This is a genomic window from Pseudoclavibacter sp. RFBI5, assembly GCF_002931395.1.
In the GTDB taxonomy this organism is placed as follows: Bacteria; Actinomycetota; Actinomycetes; order Actinomycetales; family Microbacteriaceae; genus Pseudoclavibacter.
Genome location: NZ_PSYA01000002.1, coordinates 22,028 through 46,255 on the forward strand (window position 1 = coordinate 22,028; position 24,228 = coordinate 46,255).

At 69.7% G+C, this 24,228-nt stretch carries 26 protein-coding genes; 17 read left to right on the top strand and 9 right to left on the bottom strand.

Features of this window, described 5'->3' with window-relative positions; genetic code table 11:
- The first annotated feature begins 126 nt into the window (after positions 1–126).
- From C5E06_RS00710 to C5E06_RS00725, 4 genes are all read left to right on the top strand, one after another.
- On the top strand, positions 127–681 hold the full coding sequence (locus C5E06_RS00710) for a cyclophilin-like fold protein (RefSeq protein WP_104305681.1): 555 nt from the start codon (positions 127–129) through the stop codon (positions 679–681).
- On the top strand, positions 678–1,913 hold the full coding sequence (locus C5E06_RS00715; protein ID WP_181059635.1) for an MFS transporter: 1,236 nt from the start codon (positions 678–680) through the stop codon (positions 1,911–1,913). The genes C5E06_RS00710 and C5E06_RS00715 overlap by 4 nt, the downstream gene beginning before the upstream one ends.
- Positions 1,910–2,563: a GNAT family N-acetyltransferase gene (locus C5E06_RS00720; RefSeq protein WP_104244828.1), complete on the top strand. Its 654-nt coding sequence runs from the start codon at positions 1,910–1,912 to the stop codon at positions 2,561–2,563. Before C5E06_RS00715 ends, C5E06_RS00720 begins: the two co-directional genes overlap by 4 nt.
- Positions 2,564–2,798: 235 nt before the next feature.
- A complete protein-coding gene (locus C5E06_RS00725) occupies positions 2,799–3,023 on the top strand; it encodes a hypothetical protein (protein WP_104244826.1) in 225 nt (74 codons plus the stop codon).
- 993 nt (positions 3,024–4,016) lie between these two features.
- Here the strand turns inward: C5E06_RS00725 and C5E06_RS00730 are convergent.
- Positions 4,017–5,513: an RNB domain-containing ribonuclease gene (locus C5E06_RS00730; protein WP_104305682.1), complete on the bottom strand. Its 1,497-nt coding sequence runs from the start codon at positions 5,511–5,513 to the stop codon at positions 4,017–4,019.
- Between the two features lie 61 nt (positions 5,514–5,574).
- Positions 5,575–6,183 carry a hypothetical protein gene (locus tag C5E06_RS00735; protein WP_104297956.1) on the bottom strand — a complete coding sequence of 203 codons (609 nt, stop codon included), beginning with the start codon at positions 6,181–6,183 and terminating at the stop codon, positions 5,575–5,577.
- Positions 6,184–6,352: 169 nt separating this feature from the next.
- On the opposite strand from C5E06_RS00735, the gene C5E06_RS00740 reads away from it, so the two are divergent.
- Positions 6,353–7,411, top strand: a complete 1,059-nt coding sequence (locus tag C5E06_RS00740) for a cation-transporting ATPase (protein ID WP_181062846.1) — start codon at positions 6,353–6,355, stop codon at positions 7,409–7,411.
- A 51-nt stretch (positions 7,412–7,462) separates the two neighbouring features.
- Here C5E06_RS00740 and C5E06_RS00745 read toward each other — a convergent pair whose 3' ends face one another.
- The gene (locus tag C5E06_RS00745) at positions 7,463–8,215 is read right to left on the bottom strand and encodes an IclR family transcriptional regulator (protein WP_219819551.1); all 753 of its coding nucleotides are present in this window, start codon (positions 8,213–8,215) and stop codon (positions 7,463–7,465) included.
- Positions 8,216–8,380: 165 nt separating this feature from the next.
- Here C5E06_RS00745 and C5E06_RS00750 point away from each other — a divergent pair, with 165 nt between their 5' ends.
- From C5E06_RS00750 to C5E06_RS00780, 7 genes are all read left to right on the top strand, one after another.
- Positions 8,381–9,736 carry an NAD(P)-binding domain-containing protein gene (locus tag C5E06_RS00750; protein WP_104305827.1) on the top strand — a complete coding sequence of 452 codons (1,356 nt, stop codon included), beginning with the start codon at positions 8,381–8,383 and terminating at the stop codon, positions 9,734–9,736.
- 87 nt (positions 9,737–9,823) lie between these two features.
- Positions 9,824–11,173, top strand: a complete 1,350-nt coding sequence (locus C5E06_RS00755) for a TRAP transporter large permease subunit (protein ID WP_104305683.1) — start codon at positions 9,824–9,826, stop codon at positions 11,171–11,173.
- Positions 11,174–11,185: 12 nt separating this feature from the next.
- The gene (locus C5E06_RS00760; protein ID WP_104244816.1) at positions 11,186–11,449 is read left to right on the top strand and encodes a hypothetical protein; all 264 of its coding nucleotides are present in this window, start codon (positions 11,186–11,188) and stop codon (positions 11,447–11,449) included.
- A gap of 79 nt (positions 11,450–11,528) precedes the next feature.
- Entirely contained in the window at positions 11,529–12,614 is a 1,086-nt protein-coding gene (locus tag C5E06_RS00765) for a DUF4870 domain-containing protein (protein WP_104305684.1), read from the top strand.
- A 145-nt stretch (positions 12,615–12,759) separates the two neighbouring features.
- The gene (locus C5E06_RS00770; RefSeq protein ID WP_181062847.1) at positions 12,760–13,551 is read left to right on the top strand and encodes a FadR/GntR family transcriptional regulator; all 792 of its coding nucleotides are present in this window, start codon (positions 12,760–12,762) and stop codon (positions 13,549–13,551) included.
- Positions 13,552–13,612: 61 nt separating this feature from the next.
- Positions 13,613–14,116 carry a DUF5956 family protein gene (locus tag C5E06_RS00775; protein ID WP_104305685.1) on the top strand — a complete coding sequence of 168 codons (504 nt, stop codon included), beginning with the start codon at positions 13,613–13,615 and terminating at the stop codon, positions 14,114–14,116.
- Between the two features lie 97 nt (positions 14,117–14,213).
- Positions 14,214–14,909 (top strand): cache domain-containing protein, encoded by a 696-nt coding sequence (locus tag C5E06_RS00780; RefSeq protein ID WP_104244808.1) that lies wholly within the window; start codon positions 14,214–14,216, stop codon positions 14,907–14,909.
- A 58-nt stretch (positions 14,910–14,967) separates the two neighbouring features.
- On the opposite strand, the gene C5E06_RS00785 is transcribed toward C5E06_RS00780, so the two are convergent.
- Positions 14,968–15,147, bottom strand: a complete 180-nt coding sequence (locus C5E06_RS00785) for a hypothetical protein (RefSeq protein WP_104244806.1) — start codon at positions 15,145–15,147, stop codon at positions 14,968–14,970.
- A 92-nt stretch (positions 15,148–15,239) separates the two neighbouring features.
- On the opposite strand from C5E06_RS00785, the gene C5E06_RS00790 reads away from it, so the two are divergent.
- Positions 15,240–15,716 (top strand): VOC family protein, encoded by a 477-nt coding sequence (locus C5E06_RS00790; RefSeq protein ID WP_219820162.1) that lies wholly within the window; start codon positions 15,240–15,242, stop codon positions 15,714–15,716.
- Here the strand turns inward: C5E06_RS00790 and C5E06_RS00795 are convergent.
- From C5E06_RS00795 to C5E06_RS00810, 4 genes are all read right to left on the bottom strand, one after another.
- Positions 15,706–16,089: a hypothetical protein gene (locus C5E06_RS00795; RefSeq protein ID WP_104305687.1), complete on the bottom strand. Its 384-nt coding sequence runs from the start codon at positions 16,087–16,089 to the stop codon at positions 15,706–15,708. The genes C5E06_RS00790 and C5E06_RS00795 overlap by 11 nt on opposite strands.
- A 175-nt stretch (positions 16,090–16,264) precedes the next feature.
- Positions 16,265–16,522, bottom strand: a complete 258-nt coding sequence (locus C5E06_RS00800; RefSeq protein WP_104244802.1) for a hypothetical protein — start codon at positions 16,520–16,522, stop codon at positions 16,265–16,267.
- A gap of 97 nt (positions 16,523–16,619) precedes the next feature.
- Entirely contained in the window at positions 16,620–17,432 is an 813-nt protein-coding gene (fabG, locus tag C5E06_RS00805; protein ID WP_219820163.1) for a 3-oxoacyl-ACP reductase FabG, read from the bottom strand.
- Positions 17,433–17,570: 138 nt separating this feature from the next.
- Positions 17,571–18,539 (bottom strand): aldo/keto reductase, encoded by a 969-nt coding sequence (locus C5E06_RS00810; RefSeq protein ID WP_104305688.1) that lies wholly within the window; start codon positions 18,537–18,539, stop codon positions 17,571–17,573.
- A 325-nt stretch (positions 18,540–18,864) separates the two neighbouring features.
- Here C5E06_RS00810 and glnT point away from each other — a divergent pair, with 325 nt between their 5' ends.
- From glnT to C5E06_RS00830, 4 genes are read left to right on the top strand one after another with little or no spacing between them, the layout of a single operon-like run.
- Complete coding sequence (gene glnT, locus C5E06_RS00815; protein ID WP_258064890.1) at positions 18,865–20,322, top strand: type III glutamate--ammonia ligase; 1,458 nt, start codon at positions 18,865–18,867, stop codon at positions 20,320–20,322.
- A 50-nt stretch (positions 20,323–20,372) separates the two neighbouring features.
- Positions 20,373–21,281 carry a glutamine amidotransferase gene (locus C5E06_RS00820; RefSeq protein ID WP_104244798.1) on the top strand — a complete coding sequence of 303 codons (909 nt, stop codon included), beginning with the start codon at positions 20,373–20,375 and terminating at the stop codon, positions 21,279–21,281.
- Positions 21,269–22,051, top strand: coding sequence for a protein glxC (locus C5E06_RS00825; protein WP_104305689.1), 783 nt, complete (start codon positions 21,269–21,271; stop codon positions 22,049–22,051). Before C5E06_RS00820 ends, C5E06_RS00825 begins: the two co-directional genes overlap by 13 nt.
- 21 nt (positions 22,052–22,072) lie before the next feature.
- Entirely contained in the window at positions 22,073–23,443 is a 1,371-nt protein-coding gene (locus tag C5E06_RS00830) for an FMN-binding glutamate synthase family protein (RefSeq protein ID WP_201297698.1), read from the top strand.
- 109 nt (positions 23,444–23,552) lie between these two features.
- On the opposite strand, the gene C5E06_RS00835 is transcribed toward C5E06_RS00830, so the two are convergent.
- Positions 23,553–24,095 carry an AAA family ATPase gene (locus C5E06_RS00835; protein WP_104305690.1) on the bottom strand — a complete coding sequence of 181 codons (543 nt, stop codon included), beginning with the start codon at positions 24,093–24,095 and terminating at the stop codon, positions 23,553–23,555.
- Positions 24,096–24,228: the final 133 nt, after the last annotated feature.

Here is a 24,228-nt window from a genome sequence, read left to right on the forward strand (position 1 = left end):
ACCAGTGCCCGCCTTCTGGGGTGCCTCTGCTGGAACCCCTTTAGCGGGACTCTCCCTCCCACCTCACGTGAGGCGTTGACTGCTGGACGACACAGGGACGACGACCGCTCCCTCGGAGAGGACAACATGAGCAGCATCGCAATCGACTGCGCAGGGAAGGTGCGCGCTGCCGCCGCGGGCCTGCTCGCGGCAGGACTCCTGCTGGCGGGCTGCACGGGTGTGGATGCCTCCGGAGAGAGCGCGAGCGAGGCGGCACCGCACGCTACTGGCGCCACGAGCTCGACACCACCATCGGCGGCGAGCGAAACGGAGGGCGAAGACCTGATGCCCACCACGACGAACATCACGATCAGCATGGGCGACGTCACCGTCCGCGGCGTGCTGAACCAGTCCGCGACCTCCGCCGATCTCCTCACGCAGCTGCCCCTCGAGCTGTCGTTCGAGGACTTCGGCGGTCAGGAGAAGATCGCGACCCTCCCCAGGGCGCTCTCCCTCGAGGGCATGCCGTCCGGAAGCGCCGCCGAAGCGGGGACGATCGGCTACTACGCACCCAATGAGGGGCTCGTCCTCTACTACGACTCCGTCGGTCACTTCCCCGGGATCATCCCGATTGGCACGTTCGAAGACGTCGAGGCAGTGCGTGCTGCTGTGCCTGCGACTGGAACGGTGTCCGCCGAATGACCTCACCCTCATCGCGCACATCCGAAGCGCCGGCGTCCACTGGAGGCGCGAGGGCTCCGCAGCTGCGCCTCGCACCGCTCATCGTCCTCGCACTCATGGGATTCATCCTGGTCGCGATGGAGACCATGCCCGCCGGTCTTCTGCCGGAGATCGCCGACGGGCTGAAAGCCGCGGAGGGCACCGTGGGGCTCTTCGTCAGCGCCTACGCACTTGGCACGGTCATCGTCACGATTCCCGCCATCTCGCTGACGCGCCGCCTCCGTCGAAAGCCCCTGCTGCTCGTCAGCATCGCGGGGTTGGTTGCGGCCAACACCGTGACCGCGTTCTCGTCTGACATCGCGCTGTCACTCGTCACGAGGTTCATCGCCGGGGCATTCTCTGGAGTGATCTGGGGGATGCTCGCGCCCTACGCCGTGCGAATCAGTCCGCCCTCGCGGCTGGGGGCCGCGATCGCGATCGTCGCGATCGGCGCGCCCCTCGGGTTCGCGTTCGGGACGCCACTTGGGGCTTGGATCGGAGCCGTGTCCGACTGGAGATGGTCGTTCGCCGGTCTCTCCGCGCTCGCAGCACTGGTCGCCATAGCGGTTGTCCTTGTCGTCCCGGACGCGCCAGGCCGTCCCGCGCTCGCGGGCCTGCCCATGGCGCGGGTGCTCCGCCTGCGAGGGGTCCCCGTCGTGCTCGCGGTGATCTTCGTCTGGATGCTCGCGCACAGCACGATCTACACGTACGTCGCGCCCTACCTCCGTGAGACGGGCACCGCGATAACCCCGGACCTGATGCTGCTCGCCTACGGGATCGCTTCTCTACTCGGCGTGGCGGTGACCGGCCTGCTCCTCGATAGGTATCCGAGCCTGCTGCTCCACCTCAGCGTGCTGGCCTTCATCGTCGCTGCGGTCGTGCTGCTGGCAGGGCAGGGCTCGCCCGTCGCGCTCCTGGCGGCGGCGGCGCTGTGGGGTGTGAGCTTCGGAGGGGCTTCGCCGCAGCTGCAGAACGCGCTCACGCGAGCCGGGGGCGAGAATTCGGACGTCGCGAACTCATTCCTTCCCGTCGCGTTTAATCTCGCGATCTTCGGCGCCGGCATTCTCGGCGCAGGGCTCCTCGAAGTCTTCGATGGCCTTGTCCTGCCCGCTGCCATGATGCTGCTCGGGGCGGTGGCGTTGCTGCTGACCTTCGTCGGCCGGCGGTCGGCATTCCGGCAGAGGGAGACGGGATCAGGTGATGGGAAAGCATGAGCTTCCGCGCTTTCCTGAGGGCGAGCGTGGGGCGACTCCGGGGGAAAGGCATCGGCGAAGCGGTCTCCGCTCCGACGCTCGAGACTCGACGTCTCCTTCTGCGCGCCCACACTCTGGCGAGCGCTGAGGAGTGGTTCCTCCTCCACGAGGAAGCGCGAGTTCGCGAGTTCCTGAACTGGCCACCGAGGAGTCGCGGCCAGGCACTGCGCCACCTCCGTGTCCGCACGCAGTCCACGAGGCTCTGCAGGGCCGAGGACTTCATGGCGCTGGCCGTCGAACTCGAGGGGCGGCTCATCGGTGATATCTCCCTGCAGCTGCGGGCCGTTGCCAGCGAAGTGCGCAGCGTCGAGATCGGGTGGGTGCTGCATCCCGATGCTCAGGGCAATGGATACGCGCGGGAGGCGGCGGAGGCCGTCATCCAGTTCGCATTCGAGGCTGTGCATGCCCGGATGGTCCTCGCGGTCGTGCATTCGCGCAACACCGGATCGCTCAGGCTCGCGGAGCGTCTGGGATTCCACGAGCTGAGCCGCCGCGAGAGCGAACGGCTGCTCGTCTTGACCCGAGATGACTTCGCCTTGGCCGACCGCGGTGCCGAGCGGGATCCGGACATGGCGCTTCCTCGACCGGCAAATGGAGGCGGGCCCTGCTGAACTGCTCACATGGTCCGGCTGATCCTGTTTCTCCTCCGGGTGGATAGCACTCTCTGCTCCAAGACCCGGCGAGATCGCCAAGGAAACGCCCAGCTCTGCGCCGCTTCGCCCGCCGGTTCGGGGGAGGGGAGTTCTCCCCGCCCCGCCGTGGAGCGCGGATCCACCAGCCCACCCCAATGCGCGGGACTACGCTCGCCGACACCCCGGACCAGCCGGGCCAGTCGAAGGAGTCAACATGCGTCGCATCGTCTCGACCGTCACCGCAGCCCTCTTCGCCGTCGGCATCGCCGTCTCAGCACCCGCGATAGCAAGCGCCGGCACCACGCAGTCGTACTGGACCGGCGGATCGCTCGCCGACTGCCAGGCCGTGCAGCGCACCTACATCAGCTCGTGGACCAAGATCACCGAGGCCTGCCACCGCAACGGCAACGGCTACTCGTTCACCTGGACCTCGCTCTAAGGCGTCTCCGGCGAGGTCGTGGATGCTCCGTTCGGCCTGATTGGTTCGTCCTGATAGCTCTGTCCCGACCGGTTTGGCCTGATTGGTTCGCCCTGGTCGGCTTCTCCTGACCGCGCCTTCTGCGCGCGTCGCCTGCGCACCGCCGGGCAACGCATCTGCGGCAAGAAGGTCACTTTCGCCCCACCCGGGCTCCCGGAGCGGGCAGAAAGTGGCCTACTCGGCGGCGGCGGATACGCGGCGCGGCGTCGCGCGGTTCAAGCGGGCTCATGCGGCTCAGCCGGGCTCAAGCGGATCCGGCAAGCTCACGCGGCTCAAGCGGGTCACTTTCGCCCCACCCGGGCCCCGCAACGGGATGAAAGTGGCCTACTCGGCGCCGGCAGCGGCAGCGGTGTAAGGGGCGGCGCCGCGGCGTCGCGCAGGTAGAGCGGGCTCACGCGGTTCAGATGGGCCACTTTCGCCCCACCTGGGCTCCCGAGATGGGCTGAAAGTGGCCTTCTTGGCAGCGGCAGCGGCAGCGGCAGCGCGGCGCCCGCGGCGCTGCGCGGTTCAGCGGGCTCGCGCAGGCCAGGCGGGCTCATGCGGTTCAGGCGGGTCACTTTCGCCCCACTCGGGCTGCCGGGATGGGCTGAAAGTGGCCTACTTGGCGGCGGCGGCAGCGGCGTCGCGCGGGCCAGGCGGGCCACTTTCGCCCCACTTGGGCTGCCGGGATGGGCTGAAAGTGGCCTTCTTGGCGGCGGTAGCGCGGCGCCCGCGGCGCTGCGCGGTTCGGCGGGCTCGCGCAGGCCAGGCGGGCTCATCCGGTCCAGATGGGCCACTTTCGTCCCACTTGGGCTCCCGGGATGGGCTGAAGGTGGCCTACTTGGCGGCGGCGGCGGGGGTGGCAGCGCGGCGTCGCGCGGTTCAGGCGAGCTCGCGCGGCTCAAGCGGGTCACTTTCGCCCCACCTGGGCCCCCGCGACGGGCTGAAAGCGCCCTACTCGGCGGCAGGGGCGGATCATGCGACGCTCAGCGTGACGGCGCGCTTCTCCGGATCAGCCGAGTCGACGCGGACTCGTATGGCGGCGCCCAGCTCCAGGGCCGCGGCGCCGCCGACGACCCTCGCCCGGACTGCGGGGTCGCGCAGCAGCACGGTCGCCTTCGCCTGACCCGCATCGGCGGGCCCGGTGGGCGACGAATCGACGACGATCCCGTCGAGCTCCTCGCCCACACGGGGCGCGAGCAGGACCGCCTCGAGCAGATCGACCGCCGCCCGCTCGTACGCGTTCGCACGGCGTGAGCCCTCGGCCATCTCGCCGGGCAGCGCCTCGAGCGCATCCACGACCCACGACGGCACGGGTTCTCCGGCGCAGAACGCCAGCGCGATCTCGGTGCCGTAGCGGTCGACGAGGCGCCGCAGCGGGGCGGTCACGTGCGCGTACTCGGCGGCGATGGCGCTGTGGGATGCGGCGCTCGGCACGTCCGGATGCTCCCGCGTGCCGAAGGCCGCGTACCCGGCTCCGCGGAACAGGCGGGTGGCTTCGGTCGCGAACGCCGCGTACTCGGGCCGGGCCACGTCGATGGTCCTGACGAACTGGGCGTACGAGACCTCCGGTGCCCAGTCGAAGCCGAGGGAGGCGGCGACGCGACGCAGGCGCTCGACGTCCTCGTCGCGGGCGGGATCCAGGGTGCGCCAGATTCCCACTCCCGCCCGTCGCTGCAGGGTCGCGGCTGCGATTCCCGTGAGCAGCGACAGCTGCGCGTTGAACTCCTCGCAGGCGAGCGGCTCCCGCAGCACGAGCCGGTAGCGCTTGTCGTCGTCGCTGCGCTCGATCTCCTGGTCGGGCACCTCGAGCGTCGCGCCGCCGCGCGCGAACTGGGCGTCGATGCGCAGCCGGCCGATCTCCGCCAGCAGCCCGAGCAGCTCGTCGGCGGTTCCGGCGTCGAGCCGTGCCTGAACCGAGGGGTAGTCGAGTTGCGCCCGGGAACGCACCATGGATCGACGCACCTCGATGTCATCGAGCAGCGCGCCCGAGCTGTCGAGACGCATCCGCCACACGACGGCGGGCCGATCGACCCCGGGGAGCAGGCTCGCGGCGCCCTCGCTGAGCACGGCCGGGTGCAGGCCGAATCGGCCGTCCGGCCCGTAGACGGTGAGGGCGCGGCGGTGCGTCTCCGCGTCCAGCGCCCCACCGGGCTCGACGAAGGATGCGACGTCCGCGATCGCGTAGAACACCTCGAAGCCGTCAGCGTCCTCGCCGGTGGCCTCGACGCGGCGAAGGAAGAATGCCTGGTCGAGGTCACGCGAGCCGACAGGGTCGAGGGTCACGAACGGCAGCTCGCGGAGATCGTGTCGCCCGGAGTCCGAGCCGAACTCGTGGGCTGCGGCTACCTCGGCCTCGGCTCGCGCGTCGGCTGGGTAGTCGGCCGGGATCTCGAGCTCGGTGCGGAGCCGCTCCAGATACGGGCCGAGCACCTCCGCGGCCGCACCGGCCTGCACAGCACGCGTGTTCATCGGCGGGGAACGGATGCAGGTTCGACGGTGAACTTCATGGCGTCACGCTACCCGCACCAGATCAGGGGGCGCCGATGCCGTCAGTGCCGTAGGTCATCGTCCACGCCGTCTGCACGTTGTCGGCGACGGCTTTCGCCGACTCGACCTCGATGGTGTGGCTGGTCTCCGTGAGCAGGTACTGTCCGCCGGTGTCGACCGTGATCCCGGAATTCGTGTCCGACTGCAGGTAGCCGCGGATGCCGACGGAGCCCTCCATGTAGCCCGAGTAGGTGACGCGCAGCTTGGTGCCCTCCTGCGCGTAGCTCCATTGTCCGGTCGTCTCCGGGTCGGTGGTGATCGGGCCGAACGCGGAGAGGGTGGCGATCACCGTATCCGTCTCGCGGGAGGGGGAGATGAGGATCGACACGGTGCCCGTGTAGTCGACGCCGGAGGTCTCGATGAAGGCGATGACCGCCTCCGTGCTCTGGCCGACTGCCAGCTCGGTGTCGAAGGGCGTGAAGTTGCCTTCGATCGTGGAGAGGGCCGTGGATGCGGCGGCGAGGGGAGTTGCCAGGGCGGCGGCGAAGACAGGGGTGGTCCAGGCCGCGGTCGAGAGCAGTGCTCGGCGGGACGGGCGGCCAGGCGCAGGCCGTTCTGCGGTCGTGTGGCTCGAGGGGAGGAAGGAAGGCATGATGCTCCGGTCTGCGGCGTGGGGGCGCCGCTCTGCGAACGATACGGCCTGCGGGCGTCGGGCAGAAGAGGTCGGTTGTCGGACTCTGCCGGATGCTGCCGAAGACGCTCTGAGCGGACGCGCACGCGCTCCATACGTTCTCCATAGATCGATAGGTGACGATAAGCGCATGGTTGACTTCAACAAGATCCTCGGCGCGGCCTCGAAGGCCCTCGGCAACTCCGGCAATTCCGGGGGCAACCGGGGCGGCAAGAGCGGCTCCGGGGACTGGAAGGACATGGTCCGCAAGGTCGCCGATCAGGTGACGGGGGATGGGCAGCAGCCACGCGGCCAGCAGGGCTACCCCGCCCGGGACGCCGCGCAGCAGCGTGACCAGCACCAGCAGCGCGACCAGTACCAGCAGTCTGACCAGTACACCGCCCGCGACTCCGGCCCACGGTACGGGCAGCAGCCGCCGAGCGCTCCGAGCTATGGCTCGCGCCCGGCCTCTAATCCGAGCTCAGGGACTGCCGCGGACAAGGCGGCCATTGCGAAGTACGACTACCTCCTCAAGACCGCGGCGCCTGACCAGCTTGAGCAGGCGCACCGTGAGGCGTTCCAGCGACTCACGCCGGAGCAGCGCGACCAGGTGCGTGAGCGCCTGAGCGCGGAGTCCGGTCCGTACGACCGCCCGCAGTCGAGCTCCCCTGACGACCTGGCACGGGCGGCGACGCGCGGCGAGGTGCAGCGACCCGGGTTCATGGCGAAGGTGCTCGGGGCGGGCAAGCGCATCGCGGGCTCCCGCGGTGGCTCCAACTTCACGCCCGGCTCGAGTCGTGGCGGGTCCGCTCGCTTCGGCCGTGGCGCGGGCGTCGCCGGTGCAGCTGCGGCGGGTGTCGGGGCTGGTGCGCTCGGCGGCATCGCGCTCGGCGTCGTCGGCGGTGCCGTCGCCAGCTCCGTCGCGCTTCCGCTGATCGGCGACGCGATGGCATCCGGAATCGACTTCGACGGCATCGCCGCGTCCGGGATCGAGGGCTTCGAGGGGCTCACGGCCGACCTCGGCGAGTTCGGCGGGATCGGTGAGGCCGTCTCGGGGCTCGGCGACCAGGTCAGCGGATTCGGCGACCAGTTCGCGGGCGCCGGCGACCAGCTCACGGGCGGGGGCGACCAGTTCCTCGGCGGCGTCGAGGAGCAGGCAGGCAACTTCGGCTTCGACATCCCCGGCCTCGGAGACCTGTTCGGCAAGTGATGCACGCCTTGGCGCACCCGGGAGAAGGGCCGGCGCTGGGAGCCTGATCCGTCAGAGCTGCTCGCCGATGACGCGAGCTGCCTGGATGACGCGGGACCTGAACCTCGCGAGCCCGTCCTCGCTGATCGTCTCTTCCGTCGTCACGAGATTCACGACGCCGATGACGGTGCCGCGCGAGTCCGTGATGGCGGCGGTGAGGCTCACCGTTCCCGGGTAGCGCTCTGAATGGCTCTCGTAGGTGCCCGTCGCCGCGGCTTCGGCGAGCTCAGATCGAAGCGAGTCGGCGGTCTGATGCCGTCCGCTGGCGAGTGCGAGCCCCGAGTAGTCCTTCAGGAACTCGTCGAGTTCTTCCGGTGCGACGGCCGCGAGCAGCACCTTGCCGCCACCGACGTCGAGGTCGAGGCGCTGCCCGATCGGGAACCGGTAGCGGAGCGACTCGGGTGGCTCGACGCGCGCGACGAGGATGCGCGACCAGCCCGAGCGCACGTAGACGGACGACGTGAATCCGGTCGTCTCGGTGAGGTTCTGCAGCACCGGATGCGAGACGGAGGCGAGCCGGTCCTGGAGCATGAACGCGTGCGCGTGTGCGAGGACGACGGGGCCGAGCGTGTAGCCGGCCTCGGTCGAGTTGAGGTACCCGCGCCGCGCGAGGGTCGTGGTGATGCGCTGCGTGGTCGTGATGTGCAGGCCGGTGGCCTTGGAGATCTGCGTCAGCTTCAGCGGCGTCCGTGATGCCTCGACGCACTCGATGACGTCGAGCGCTCGTTCGAGCGTCCGGCCTTGATTGACGCGCTCAACGCTCACTGCGTTTTCCCCTCCGTGCCAGGTGATTCCTCAACGTACCACCGGGTGCAACGAGACCTTGCTTGGTCCCGTCCCTGGCCGCGAACGTGGACGCCTGCTATCGTTACGCGAAATCAACTTGCGCAGAGTGATAGAAAACTCTGCCTGATGACAACGGAGTCGTTCATGAGAATCGCTGTCCTCGGCCTCGGTGAAGCCGGAAGCATGTACGCGAAGGCGTTCGTCGAAGCCTCCTGGGAGGTCGTCGGCTTCGACCCCAGGAGCGTCGAGATCCCCGGAATGACCAGCGCCACCTCGATCGCCGAGGCGGTTGCCGGCGCCGACGCGGTGCTCGGCCTCACCACGGCGGCCCACGCCGCAGGGGCAGCGCGAGACGCGGCACCGCACCTCGAGCCGACCGCGGTGTTCCTCGACCTCAACGCCGGATCCCCGCAGCTGAAGCAGGCCGTCGCCGACGAGATCGGCGAACGCGCCAAGGTCGTCGACGGGGCCGTGATCGGCTCGGTGAAGAAGTTCGGCGCGCAGGTGCGCGTCATCCTCTCCGGCCCCGACGCGGACTCGGCCGCCGACGTACTGCGCTCCATCGGCGCCACTGCGGACGTCGTCAGTGACACCATCGGGGACGCATCCGGCCGCAAGCTCCTGCGCAGCGTGTACATGAAGGGACTCGGCGCGCTCATCAGCGAGGCCATGTCCGCCGGCCGTGCTGCTGGCGAGGAAGCGTGGATGCGCGCCCAGATCGTCGAGACCCTGGTCGACGGAGAGGCTGCCGTCACGCGTCTCGACGAGGGCACGCGCATCCACGCAGACCGGCGAAGCCACGAGCTCGGCGACAGCCTCGAGCTGCTGAGCGCGCTTCCGGGGAACTGGCCCGTCACCGAAGGCGCCAGGCGCCGACACGTCGACCTCGCCCTCGAGGCGAAGCCCGACTTCGCGGCGGAACTCGAGTCGGTGCCGACGGCGGCGCTCGGCGACGGCGGGGACCGGCTCGGATTCGCGCACTCGAGCATCAAGCCCATCTGGCCCTCCGGCCCCATCGCCGGACGCGCACGCACCGTGCTCGTCAATCCAGGCGACAACCGGGCCCTGCACGAGGCGCTCAAGGTGGTCCGGCCCGGCGAGGTGCTCGTCATCGCGGGCGGCGGGTACGCCGAGCGTGCGCTGCTCGGCGAGCTCATCGCGGAGCGCGCGGTCAACGCGGGGGTGCGCGGCATCATCGTCGACGGCGCAGTGCGCGACGTCTCCGCCATCGCCGAGATCGGCCTGCCCGTCTGGGCCGTCGCAGTCTCCCCGGCGGGCCCCTACAAGTCCGGCCCCGGGCGGGTCGGCGAGACCATCTCGCTCGGAGGCGCCATCTGCTCGACCGGCGACTACGTGGTCGCCGACGAGGATGGCGTGCTCGTCCTCCCGATCGACCGCGCGGCTGCCGCGCTCAGGGCAGGCCGGGCGGTGCTCGCCGACGAGGCGGGCCGCCGTGTCGAGATCCTGCGCCAGCGCGCCGAAGCGAATCCCAGCGCCTGATCCGGCGCACCAGACCATAGACAGCAAAGGAGCTGCCATGAGCATCACCGACCGGGGGCACCCGCCCCGCCGACGCAGGGGAGGGTCATGCCTGTCGCACTGATCGCCCTCGTCGCCTTCATCGCGACGATCGTCACCTGGAACGTCGTCGTCAAGCGGAACATGGCGGAAGCCATGATCCTCGGCTTCCTCGTCACGCTCGCCTTCGCCGGGTTCAACGCCCCCGAGTACGCCGTGACCGCCGTCGTCGAAGCATCCGAGAACCAGGTCCTCTACGCCGCCGTCGCGTTCGTCTTCATGACGCACTTCGTCGAGCGCACCGGCGTCATCGATCGCCTCATTGCCATTCTCTCCTCCCTCTTCGGCAAGCTGCCAGGCGGCCCCGCGATCGTCGACACGCTCGCATCCGGTGCCATGGGAGCCGTCGCGGGCGGCTCCAACACGGGCAACGCGGCCTCCTCCGGAGCGATCACCGGTCCGTGGATGGTGCGCACCGGATGGAAGCGCTCGCGCGCCGCGACCGTCATCGCCGGCAACGCGGGCCTCGGCACCGCGCTTCCCCCGAGCGCGTCCATGGTCATCATGATCGGATTCGCCGGCACGCTCGTGACGACCAGCGAGGTCTACCTGGCGCTGCTCGTCGCCGGCATCTACCAGTTCGTGTTCCGGATGGGCCTCATCGGCTGGTTCGTGAAGCGCGACAAGATCACGGCAGCCTCGGGACCCGAGATCCTGCCGTGGCGCAGCGCGATGAAGCGCGGCGGAACGTCGACCCTCATCTTCCTTGGCGCGATCATCCCGATCGCGATCTCGGTCGGGCCCCTCGCCGACGCCCTCAAGGCGTCGCCGGTGCTCTCCGAAGCCATGGGATCGATCTCGCTCATCGTGTGGATCCCCGTCCTCATCATGTTCTTCGCCGCGCTCGTCGCCTGGAAGGACCTGCCGCGCTCGCCGCGCGGATGGTGGGATCTCATCACGAGCGGGGCGCCGAAGTTCTACACGATCGTCGCGCTCCTCTTCTTCGCCGTCGTCGCGAGCGAGGTGCTCGCCGAGCTCGGCCTCGCGGAGGACGTCGACAACCTGCTGAGCGGCGTCGACATCCCGCTGTGGCTGCTCGTGACGTTCATCGGGCTGCTGATCGTGCTGGTCGCGGGCCCGCTGTCGTCGACGGCAACCCTCACCGCCGTCGGTCAGGTGTCGCTGTTTACGCTCATCGCCGCGGGCATCGACCCGCTGCTCGCCGTCATCGCGATCCTCGTGTTCGCCTCGACGGAGGGCGCCTCCCCGCCCGCCTCCGGCGCCATCTTCGTCGCGAGCGGCCTCACGGGAGCCAAACCGGAGTCCACGTTCGTGCCGCTCATCATCTACTACGTCGTGCCGTTCTTCGCGCTCGGCGTCCTGATCGCGCTCGGGATCGTCCCGGTCCCCGGCGGATAGGAGTCTGAAATCATGCGCACCTCACTGCACCGCATCCTGCATCCGCTCTTCGGCATCGCGATGATCGTCTTCCTGCTGCTGGCGTTCGTGCTCGTCTTCGCCCAGGTCATCGGGCTCATCTTCGCGCAGCCCTGGCTCATCGAGGGAGCCTCGGAGACGCTCCTCCATCCGGCCATCATCTCGGCCATCGTCGTCGGCCTCATCGGCTACGCCCTCTTCAACTGCCTCCCGAAGGTGGAGAAGAAGGCCGAGCTGGAGGATGAGGACGAAGACTGACCGGGTCGATCTCGACGCCCGCACCCCGGATCGCCGCGAGCGATCTCGGCGTGCGGGCGTCTCCCGTTAGGCTCGCGTGATGGCGAACCGCAGCTATCTCTACGTTGTCGACGAGGTTCCGGGGCAGGGGGCTCCGCTCGCTCGTGTCTCCGGGCTGTCGGAGTGGAACTGGGATGTGCCGCTCGTGCACGAGCTGCTCGTCTCGGGGTCTGGTCGGCTGGTGCCGTCGACGATCTGGGATGCGCCGGCGGCAGCGATCCTCGGCGACTACGACCAGGGCGTCGCCAACCTCGAGCGCCTCTTCGCTCGGCTCCCGCAGGACCAGGAGACGCAGCGGCAGATCGCCGAGGCGCGCAGCGTGCTGCGCGACCCCGCGAACCGTGGACGCTACCTGCTGCTCGAGGTCGCGGAGATCCACGTGCTCAGCGCCACGGACGACGAGAACCCGCACCCCGAGATGCTCCGGGAGGCGCAGGGGATGGTCTGCGACACCGAGCAGCACGTGGACGCGCTCATCCGCACAGCACTCGAGCTGCCGCCGGAGCGGCTGCAGGAGCTGACGGGCTCCGGGGCGTGGGCGAGCAACCTCTACTTCGAGCCGTCCGGAGAGCCGCAGCCGCCCGCCCAGGCGGCACCGGTCCAGGCGGCGCCGAATATCCCTGCGACGAGCCTGCCCTCCCAGAGCGCCCCGCCGACGAGCCCGAACGCACCGCAGTTCGCCCCGCCCACCGGTGCGTCGGCTTCGCCGGTCTTCCTGACGCGGCCGCTGGCGAACGGCGCGACACAGTGGAGCCTCGGGCTGATCGCGGTGATCCCGTTCCCGTTCGTGACCGCCATCACGGCAGGCATCGTGATGATCGCGGCCGGCAGGTCGCGCGCGCCCGCCACCGAGGAAGGCGAGCGAAACCGCACCAACGCCGCCAACTGGGGGCTCACCTACCTGCTCTCCTCGATCATCCTCATCGCCCTGCACATCGCGTTCCTCTTCGTCCTCGACGACACCTACTCTGGGTCGTTCTTCCCCATCGGCATCCCCATCACGCTCTGGTTCGCCGTCTCCGTGACGCACATCGTGTTCTCGATCGTGGGCAGCGTGAAGGCCTCGCGCGGCGTGGTGTTCGCCCCCATCGCGCTGCCGTTCTTCAGTCCGCGCCTGCGGGGCTGACCATCTTCAGTGCAGACTCGTCGCCTCTGGACGTCACTGGCGATTCAGGGGCCGATTCTGCACTCATGTTGGACAGGGGCCGCCGCGCCCGCCGCGTCTCATCTGCACCCTGCCAGTACAGGGGCGGATGGGCGACAATGGCGGGGTGCCAACGCCGCAGCGGACAAACCCCGAAGCCGGGGTGCCGTCGCGCCTGCGCAACGCGGTGTTTCGGTCCGTCGCCGACCAGGGCAAGGCCGCGCTCGTCGAGCGTCGCTTGAGCGTCGCCATCAACCGCGGCGTTCTGCAGGCAGGGGAGCGCCTGCCCCCAGAGAGCGAGCTCGCCAAGTCGCTCGGGGTCTCGCCGGTCACCGTTCGCGAAGCGCTGGTCCTCCTGCGGCAACGCGGCCTCGTCACGACGAAACGAGGACGCGGAGGCGGCAGCTTCGTCACCGCGGGCGCCGACCCTGCCTCACACGCCGCCGCCGAGCTCGCATCCATCTCCCGCACGGCGCTGCGTGACCTCGCCGCCCATTACTTCGCCGTCACCGCTGGCTGCCTCGAACTCGCAGCCTCCAGGGCTGCGCCGAGCGAGGTCGACGCGATCCGCGCTCGGCTCACGGCGTTCGGCGACGCCGCGATCTCCGGGCGGCAGGCTCAGCCGACGCCCGCGCTCTGGCGACACGTCGCCGACGACATCGTCGTCGAACTGTGCGCACTCGGGCAGTCGGTGCGGCTCACCAAGGAGCAGATGCGCGTGCAATCCGAGCTCTCGCCGCTGCTCGGGCTGCTCGCTGTGGACGACGCCGAGCGGGAGGCGCAGCGAGGCGAGATACTTGGACTCGTCGATGATGTCGCTCGGGGGGACACCGCTGGCGCGCGCGAGACTCTGCGCGCGACGGTGAGCGACGTCGTCGAACGGCTCGAGGCAAAGCGCAGGTCGCTGCTCGAGCGGTAGGCGCGCCGGCGCCGTGATGGTGCCGGGTGCCGGGGAACGACTATGGCTGGGGGGCCAACGTATGCCGATCAACGACAACGAGGTGAGGATCGCCGCACTCGCGGGGCTGCCGAACTGGTCTTGGAGCGACTTCACGGAGAACGTGATGCAGACCACCAATCTCATGAGGCTGGAGCCGAACGGGTGGCTGGCGCTCATCGCCTACCTCGCCGGCCCCAGCTGGGTGTATCAGGAGCCGGCGCGGTACGACCCCGTCGTCGAGACGGACGGCGGTGGCCAGCGTGTCGGCGGGCCAGCCGACGGCACCTTCTTAAGTGAGGAGGACATCAGCGGGATCCACGACGACATGGTCCAGTACCTCGCAGATGCTGGGGTGCCGGCGCCCCCGCGGGCGGTGCAGTGGATGCTGTGCCTCCCCGACGGGGTCACAGAACGAGACCTCGAGGGAGTGTGCCTCCGTGCGGCGCGGGACGTCGCACCCGACGACCACCGAAGGAACGCGCTCGAGGTGCACGCGGCGCTGCGGGTGCTGTTGAATGGTCGCATGTCGCCGCTCGCCTGGTGACGCGGAACGGGCTCTCGCCGATCTTCGCCGGTCGACCCAGTGAAAGCGGCCCTCCGCTGTGTACCATCGGCCAACACCGAGGCAGAGGAGCCGCTCCATGACGATCGACGCCACCGCGGTTCGACGCGGCCCAGCTGCGCTCCTCGACGACTACTTCCGATCGACACTCAACGTGCTCGAAACGCTCAGCCGCGACCTCGGTGCCGTGCTCGGCGACCTCGAGTCGCGGGGCGAACTCAGCGACCGTCGCCTCGACGAGCTGGTCGAGCCGCTCGCGCTCGCGGTCTTCACTCGTACCTGGCCGGCCGCGTTCGGGGCCGGATTCGTCGCATCCCTCGACCTTCGCGGCCCGTCCCGCGGCCACCTGTCCTGGTGGCAGGGCCCGATGCGCTCGCAGCTGCGGCTCGCAGCGCAGACGCCAAGCCGAGAGCACATCGACTACAGCGGATTCGAATGGTTCCGCGTGCCCCGGGAGACCGGCGAGGGTCATGTCGCGGGCCCGCACGTCGACTACCTGTGCAGCGACGAGTACACGCTCACCGTCAGCATGCCCGTCTGGAACGGGCGGCGATTCCTCGGCGTCGTCGCCATGGACCTCCTCGTCGACGACGTCGAACGAGAGCTGCTCCCGGCGCTGCGTGAGTTCGGCGACGTGAGCGTCGTGAACGCAGCCCAGCGCGTGCTCGCATCCACCGAATCGCGGCTCGCGCCGGGAGATTCGGTGCGCGACCTCGACGGCTACGGGAGCACCGACTGCGCGATCGCCGGGCTCCGCGTGCTCACCCGGGTCTAGGCCTCGACGCGCGGGACCTCGGGGCAGGTCGGAGTCCCGAGTCCGGGTTCAGTCGATCTCAGTCGATCTCGGGCGGAGCTGGCGGCTGCAGCCGCTGCTGCGCATCCGGGGTGCGCAGGTACTTGCGAAGGGCTTTGATGGCGAGGATCAGTGCCCAGATGGTGAGGACCAGGATCGCAAGGATGACCGCGAAGTAGGCGACCATCACGACGGTGTGCATTGGGTTGAGTCCGATCATCGATCGACGGTACGTCGCGAGACTGGGCGTCGGGTCAGTGGAAGCGGGCGGCGGATGCGGGTCACGCCGTAGCTCGGTGACACGACGGGAACATGGCTGCATCGACGTGCGACGATGCGGACATGAGTGCTCTCGACCCATCCGAGTATCTGCCCGACCTCGTACCCGAGCTGCTCGTCACCGACGTCCGAATCAGCCTTGCGTTCTGGGTCGATGGATGCGGTTTCGAGGTGAAGTACGACCGACCCGAGGAGGGGTTCGCGTATCTGACCCGTGGCAACGCTCATCTCATGCTCGAACAGCGCGGCGTCGGCCGGAACTGGGTAACCGGGCCGCTCGAGCCGCCGCTCGGGAGGGGCATCAACTTCCAGATCTCCGTGGCCGATGCTGACGAGGTCGCGGCGGCTGTCCTCGCGACCGGTCGGGAGCTCTTCATGCCGCCGGAAACGAAGTGGTACCGGGTGGGTGGGGACGAAGTCGGGGTCCGCCAATTCCTTGTGACGGACCCCGACGGGTACTTGATCCGCTTCCAGGCGAGCCTGGGGCGGGGAGCTGCCGCTAGCTCGTGACGGCTGACGTCTGACGGCTGCGGCGGGCGGCGATGAACGAGCGCACGCCGGCCGTGATGAGGGCGACGAGCAGGACCAGCATGACGGTGCTGCTGATGATCGCGCCGGGGCGCTCGGCGGTGCCGGCGAAGAGGTCCCCCAGCTGGGCGACGTTCATGAGCGACCCGAGCGCGCCGAGGAGCGCGACGGCGAGCGCGCCGTGGATGGCGTGCTTGCGGAGCTTCGGGTTGCGGGCGATGAGGCCGGCGATGACGAGCAGGAGGCCGACGGCGGCCGGGATGAGGGCCGTGAGGCTGCCGGTGTCGCTGACGAAATAGGCGATCGCGCCCGTCACGACGAGGGCGGCACCGATGAGGATGGTGAGGAGAGGCATGCGGGATGGGATCCAATCTCGCGGTAGGCCAGCAGCGTCCTCGGCGGACCGCTTCGCGCGGGCTCAGCCCTGGCGCGTGACGGCCGGCGACGGAAGCGTCGCTGGTCGTTGGTGTCTGGTGGACCCAACTTTACCAGCTGGTCGGTTCCGGCCTCCGGCCGCCCGGTGCGCCTGTTCAGCTGCGGACTGCGCCCTCGATGGCGTCTCGCCCGGCCTCGCGGGTCGCGAAGGCGCCGAGGAAGGTGCCCTGCCCGTCGTGTGCGCGAAACTCTCCGTGCACGAGCTCCACGAACCCGGCGAAGTCGTCGCCGGAGGCCGTCTCCCGCATCGCGACCCAGAGTCCGTTCGCGGGGGAGAGCCAGCGGAGCTGTCGAGGAGCGGAATCGACGACCGCTCGGGTCGTGGACTCGCGGGGGATCTCGAGCAGGCTCATGGGGTTCCTCGGTTCAAGAGTGGATGATCGGATAGTTAGGTTAGCTAGCTAATCCTGAGAGTCGCCACAGGGTTCGCTGGACGCGGTGCTGCTCGGGTCAGCCCAGTGCATCCGGAGACTCGGGGAGCGTCTGGCCGCCGTCGATGACGATCGTCTGACCCGTGATGTATCCCGCCTCGCGGCTGGCGAGGAACGCCGCGGCGTAGCCGATCTCCTCGGCGCGGCCAAGTCTCCGCAGCGGGACTGCGGAGGTCATCGACGCGAGGTAGTCCTCGCCCATCTCGTCGAGTCCAGCGGATTCGACATTGCCGGGCAGGACTGCGTTCACGGTGATGGCGTGCTTCGCGAGCTCGATCGCGGCCGTGCGCATGAAGCCCAGCTGCGCGGCCTTGGAGGCCCCGTAGTGCGACCAGCCCGGGTAGCCGGTCGTCGGGCCCGTGATGGATGAGGTCAGCACGACCCGGCCGCGGCCTGATTCCTGTAGGGCTGGCAGGCAGGCCTGCACGGCGTAGATGGTGCCCTTCACGTTCGTGTCGAGCACTTCGTCGAGCTGCGCCGGCGTCATCGTCGCGAGGTCCGCCTGCGGGAAGATCCCCGCGTTGGCGCAGAGCACATCGATGCCGCCGAACGCCGCCGCGGTCGACGCCGCAAGCGCGCGGCACGACTCGGGGTCGGTGACGTCGACCGTGAACCCCGAGATCTGGGCCCGAGTGTCTGCGTTCGCGTCCGCGTCGGCGACGAGCGAGAGCGCGGCGACGGCCGTATCCACCCCCGCCTGCGAGCGACCAGCGACCGCGACCCGCGCGCCCGCCCGTGCGAACACGCTGGCGATGCCGAAGCCGATGCCTTTTGTGCCGCCGGTGACGACGACGCGAGTGTCGGAGAGGTCGAACAGGGGAGCAGCTGGCATGGTGCGCCTTTCGCGAATGTGGTGGATGCGCCCATTCCATCGCCCCGGAAGGGCGCGATGACCCTCCGGAAACCTGCCTGCGACCGCTCTTAACGCAGTGTTTACGCCCGCCGCTCGATCACCGCCAGAGGCGTCGGGTCACCACCAGAATGGAGGCTGGGTCACGTACGGCGCCTCGAGTCGCGCGACCTCGTCCTCGGTGAGCGTCAGCTCGAGGGCCGCGACGGCGTCATCGAGGTGCTTCGCCTTGGTCGCCCCGACGATGGGCGCTGCGACCGTCGGGTTGCGCAGCACCCACGCCAGTGCGACTCGTGCCATCGGGACCTCGCGCTCGGCCGCGATCTGCTCGACGACATCGATGATGGGGCCGTCGGCATCGGCATCGAACGCCTTCGCGACCGAGTCGAGCTCGGCGCGTGCCGTCGATTCGCCGCGCGGCCGGGTCAGGCGCCCCTTGCCGTTCGGCGAGTACGGGACGAGGCCGACGCCCATGTCGGCGCACATGGGGATCATCTCCCGCTCCTCCTCGCGCTTCAGCAGGTTGTACTGGTCCTGCATGGCGACGAACGGGGTCCATCCGCCTACCGCGGCGGCCTGCTGCAGCTTCGCGAACTGCCACGCGTACATCGACGATGCGCCGAGATAGCGCACCTTGCCGGCACGCACGAGGTCGTCGAGCGCCTGCATGGTCTCCTCGACGGGGGTGCTGTCGTCGAAGCGGTGGATGTAGAGCACATCGATGTGGTCGGTGCCGAGTCGCTCGAGGGACGCGTTCGCCTGTTCGAGGATCGCCGTGCGGGACAGGCCGGAGCCGCCGGGGCCGTCGTGCATCTTGCCGGAGAGCTTCGTCGCGAGCACGATCTCCTCCCGGCGGCTGAAGCGACGCATCGCGCGCCCGATGATCTCCTCGCTCGTGCCCTGCTGGTACACGTTCGCCGTGTCCCAGAAGGTGATGCCGAGCTCGACCGCCTGGCGGAGCAGCGGTGCTGCCGCGTCGTCGTCGAGGGTCCAGCTGTGCAGGCCGCGTGTCGGGTCGCCGAAGCTCATGCAGCCGAGTGCGAGGCGGCTGACGCGGAGGCCGGTGCGGCCGAGGTTCGTGTGCTCCATGCCAGGAGCGTATGTCGCACCACCGACACCAGGGAGGCCCTGGCAGTGCCCCCTGCTTCGCGCCCTGCCCTGCCCTGCGCCCTGGCCTGCGCTGCGCCCTGCCCTGCCCTGCCCTGCCCCGCGCCCTGTGGCCTGGCCTGTCGGCTGCAGACCTGGGGCTAGGGCACCGGAAGGCGCCAGCTGAGGTGCGCAGGCGCGAGGTCTGCGGATGCGCGAGGTCTGCGGATGGGATGGGCGGCCCTCACCCCGTTTCCCGTAACCCAGTGTTTACAGGGGCGAACGCTGTGGAAACATCCGTCTGTCTACTATTGGCGAACAAGGTTTCATGTCAGGTAACATCAACACCATGCGGGAGACGACCATGACACAACTAGCCCCCAAGCTGGTCGAAGGAGAGCTCGCGGCAGGCGACCGCATCACGCTCCGCGACCTCGCCCAGGCGCACGGCGTGCAGTTCATCCTCGCCACGTTCGTCGACCTCAACGGCAAGCCGTGCGCGAAGCTCGTGCCGACCTCGGCCGCCGACGAGCTCGAGGCGGGCGCCCTCGGCTTCGCGGGCTTCGCCGCCGGCCTCATCGGCCAGGAGCAGCACGACCCCGACCTCATCGCGATCCCCGACCTCGACTCGTTCACCCCTCTGCCGTTCGTCCGCGAGGGCCTCGCGCTCGTGCACTGCGACCCGCACGTCAACGGGGAGCCGTGGCCGTACGCGCCCCGCAACATCCTGAAGCGCGCCATCGCCGAGCTCGCCACGCGCGGCATGACCGCCAAGGTCGGCGCCGAGGTCGAGTACTTCCTCGTCGACCGCGCCGAAGACGGCACCCTCGCCCCCGCCGACAAGCGCGACAACGGCCCTCGCCCCTGCTACGACGCCCGCGGCGTGACTCGCATGTACGACCACCTCGCCTCCGTCTCGACCGCCATCAACTCGCTCGGCTGGGGCAACTACGCCAACGACCACGAAGACGGCGCCGGCCAGTTCGAGCAGAACTTCGACTACGCCGACGCGCTCACGACCGCCGACCGCGTCATCACGCTCCGCTACATCCTCAACGTGCTCGCCGAAGAGCGCGGCATGACGGCGACGTTCATGCCGAAGCCCTTCACGAACCGCACGGGCACGGGCCTGCACCTCCACCTGTCGCTGTGGAGCGAGCAGGACGAGCCGCTCTTCCCGGCGGACCCGAGCGCGAGCGGCACCGCCGCATCCACCGGCGACGCCGCGAGCGAGTCGGCACCGGATGCGCGGGGCCTCGGTCTCTCGCCCGTCGCGTACGGCTTCGTGGCAGGGCTCCTCGAGCACGCGCCCGCCCTGCAGGCGTTCCTCGCTCCCTCGGTGAACTCGTACAAGCGGATCGGCACGGCCACGTCCAGCTCGGGCGCGACCTGGTCGCCGCGAAAGGCGTCGTACGGTGGCAACGACCGCACGCACATGGTGCGGGTCCCGGACAACAAGCGCGTCGAGCTCCGCTCGGGGGACGGTGCAGCGAACCCCTACCTGGCGGTCGCGACCTCGATCATGGCCGGCCTCGATGGCATCGACAACAGCATCGACCCAGGCAACCCCTCCGGTCCAGGCCAGGCGCCCGAAGGCGCGGCCGTGCTGCCCGCGACGCTCCTCCACGCCGTCGAGGCGCTGCGCCGCGATCCCGTGATCCTCGCCAGCCTCAGCGGCGACGAGGCCACCGGCCGCTACTTCGCCGACGCGAAGGAGACCGAGTTCCTCACCTGGCACGCGCAGGTCAGCGACTGGGAGCTCGACACCTACCTCACCGCCTTCTGATCCACCCGCATCCAGAGACCAGACAAGACCACCCCGAAAGGACCACGCCCGTGTGTGGAATCGCCGCGCTGCAGTTGCGCAACCCCCAGCTCAGGCCGCAGATGGGCGACCTGCTCCAGACCATGCTCTGCGAGATGGTCGACCGTGGACCCGACTCCGCGGGCCTCGCCGTGTACGACAACCCCGACCTCACGGGCAGCGCCGCGTCGACGCTCAGCCTCCTCGGCGGCACGCAGCTGCTCACCGTGGAGGAGCTCACCGCCGAACTCGAGCGCACCCTCCCAGCCGGGGCGGCGCCGAAGGTGTCCGTCGTGGGTGACACGACGCTCGTGAGCGGCGAGCTGTCGACGAGCATCCTCGCGGATGCGGTCAGCGCGGCCCTCCCCACCGCCACGATCATCGGCCGCGGCGGCCACCTCGCCGTCATGAAGAGCGTCGGCAATCCCATGGACGTCGCCTCCAACCACGGCCTCGAGTCCATGTCGGGGAGCCAGGGCGTCTCGCACACCCGCATGGCCACCGAATCGGCCGTGACCGCGGGCGGCACGCACCCCTTCGCCGTCGCCGACGACCTCTGCCTCGTGCACAACGGGTCCTTCTCGAACCACGCCTCCATCCGTCGCGAGCTGAAGCGCACGGGCGTGCAGTTCGACTCCGAGAACGACACCGAGGTCGGTGCGCGCTACATCGCCTCCCGCCTCGAGCAGGGCGACACCCTCGAGGAGGCGCTCATCAACCTCGGCGACGTCTTCGACGGCTTCTACACGCTTGTCGTCACGACCGCCGACAGCATGGCCATCGTGCGCGACCCCATCGCCTGCAAGCCCGCCATCGTGGCCGTCACCGACGACTACGTGGCCATGGCCTCCGAGTACCGCGCCCTCGCGCAGCTCCCCGGCATCGAGTCCGCCGACATCTTCGAACCAGTCCCCGGAAAGGTCTACACGTGGTCACTCTAGACAGCACCCAGTACGCGGCAGCCCCAGCGGCCGCACCCGCAGCTCCTCGCGCCGCTGCTCCCGCGGCGGCCCCCTCGTCGTCCGCGACTGCTGAGGCCAGCCCCACCACGATCGACCTCGCCGGCCAGGATGTGCGAGTCGTGAACGCAGCCGTCCAGGCGGCGGAAGACGGAACCAGGTGGAGCATCCAGCACCCTGCCGGCAAGCACAACGTGGCCGTCGGCATCAGCTCGGCCATCGACGTCACGATCGACGGGCACGTCGGCTACTACGCCGCCGGAATGCACCAGCGGGGCGCCGTCACCATCAACGGCAACGCCGGAGTCGGGCTCGCCGAGAACATCATGAGCGGCAGCGTGCACGTCACGGGCGACGCCTCCCAGTCGGCCGCCGCGACCGGCCATGGTGGCCTCGTCGTCATCGACGGCAACGCCGGAGCCCGCTGCGGCATCTCCATGAAGGGCGTCGACATCGTCGTGGGGGGAAGCATCGGGCACATGTCTGCGTTCATGGCGCAGGCCGGCCGCCTCGTCGTGTGCGGCGACGCCGGGGAAGCTCTCGGCGACTCCATCTACGAGACCCGCATCTACGTGCAGGGCACCGTCGAATCGCTTGGCGCCGACTGCATCGAGAAGCCCATGCGCGAGGAGCACCTCGCCGAGCTCGCCGAGCTGCTCATCGCAGCCGGCCGCGACGACGACCCGGCCGCGTTCAAGCGCTACGGCTCGGCCCGCAAGCTCTACCACTTCAACGTCGACAACGCCTACTAGGCCGAGCAGGAAGCGCCACTCATGACTCTCATCGACCAGCCCACGTCCACCGTCGGCGCACCGCAGTCACCCGCTCGCCTCGCCGAGCTCGGCCTCCGCGAGTCCGCGACGTTCGACCGCGCGACGATCTCCGACATCCAGCGCGCCGCCCGCACGGGCATCTACGACATCCGCGGGTGGGGCGCGAAGCGGCAGCTGCCGCACTTCGACGACCTGCTGTTCCTCGGCGCATCCATGTCGCGCTACCCGCTCGAGGGGTACCGCGAGCGCTGCGGCACCGACGTCGTGCTCGGCGACCGCTTCGCCTCGAAGCCCCTGCACCTCGACATTCCGGTCACGATCGCCGGGATGAGCTTCGGCGCTCTCTCCGCGAACGCCAAGGAGGCCCTCGGGCGCGGCGCCTCCGAGGTCGGCACCTCGACGACGACGGGCGACGGCGGCATGACGCCGGAGGAGCGTGGACAGTCGAAGCACCTCGTCTACCAGTACCTGCCCTCCCGGTACGGCATGAACCCCGACGATCTGCGCAAGGCGGATGCGATCGAGATCGTCCTCGGCCAGGGCGCGAAGCCGGGCGGCGGCGGCATGCTGCTCGGGCAGAAGATCACCGAGCGCGTCGCCGGGATGCGGACCCTGCCGATCGGCATCGACCAGCGATCCGCGAGCCGCCACCCCGACTGGACGGGCCCGGACGACCTGACCATCAAGATCGCCGAGCTTCGCGAGATCACCGGCTGGGAGAAGCCGATCTACGTGAAGATCGGGGCATCCCGCCCCTACTACGACACGGCGCTCGCGGTGAAGGCCGGTGCCGACGTGGTGGTGCTCGACGGCATGCAGGGAGGCACGGCTGCGACGCAGCAGGTGTTCATCGAGAACGTCGGCATTCCGACGCTCGCCGCGATCCCGCAGGCCGTCGCGGCGCTCCAGGAGCTCGGCATGCACCGCAAGGTGCAGCTCATCGTGTCCGGCGGCATCCGCACGGGAGCCGACGTCGCGAAGGCCATGGCGCTCGGCGCCGACGCCGTCGCGATCGGCACGGCCGCGCTCATCGCGCTCGGCGACAACGACCCCCGCTACCAGCAGGAGTACGCCGACATCGGCTCGGCCGCCGGCTTCTACGACGACTTCCAGGACGGGCGCGACCCGGCCGGCATCTCGACGCAGGACCCGGAGCTCGCCTCCCGCCTCAACCCCGTCGAGGGAGGGCGTCGCCTCGCGAACTACCTGCGCGTGCTCACCATGGAGGCGCAGACCATCGCCCGCGCGTGCGGCAAGTCGCACATCCGCAACCTCGAGCCGGAGGACCTCGTCGCGCTGACCGTCGAGTCGGCCGCGATGGCGAACGTGCCGCTCGCCGGCACGAGCTGGATCCCCGGCAAGCAGTACTAGGGCGACGGCCGGTCTGCGGCCACCGACGCCGCCTGACCGACTTCCGTGACGAGACCCCCACCTCCCGGCTTTGAAGCCCCGGAGCTGGGGGTCTTGTCACGGAGGCTGGTCAGAGCTCGAGGCAGGCCGCCTCGAGCCCCGCGAGGCGCTCCGCTCGGTCGCCCGTGAGCTCCACGACGCGTGGGCTGCTGAGCTCCGGCTCGGCGGCGAGGTCCAGGAGCGCGTCGTTCATGGCATCCCGGAGTTCGAGGTCCTCGTCATCGCTCACCGAGATCTGGTCGCGGTAAGCGAGGGGGAGCAGTACCAGGAGATCCACCCGCTCGGCCGCGTGCCGGGTGAGCGCTGCACCGCGCCGGATCGCCGCGCGCGAGCGCCCGGGCCTGCCGAGCGCCTCGAGCGCGTGCAGGTAGGCGAGGAAGTCGAGAGGGCCGCGCTCCGCGATGACGTCCGAGCCTTTAGGCAGCTCGGCAAGCCGGTGGGCGGCGATGTCGAGCTGGCGGCTGAAGAGGGCCGCGTCGAGGTCATCGAAGCGGTCGTCGAGGAGCTCCTCGAACGGGTCGGGGAGGACACGGTATTCCGGATGCGCGGCCACGAAGTCGCCGATGAGCGTGCTCTTGCCGCTTGCGTGGGTTCCCGACACGACGATCCGCATGGCAGGCGAGCCTAGGTGGTGCGCATCTTCACCGCCAGGGGGCGGGTCCGCGAGCTCGCGCTCGGCTGGCCAACATCAGTGCGAAGACAGCGCGTTGCCGGTGTCCGGCGGCGATTCGGCGCGAAATCGCACT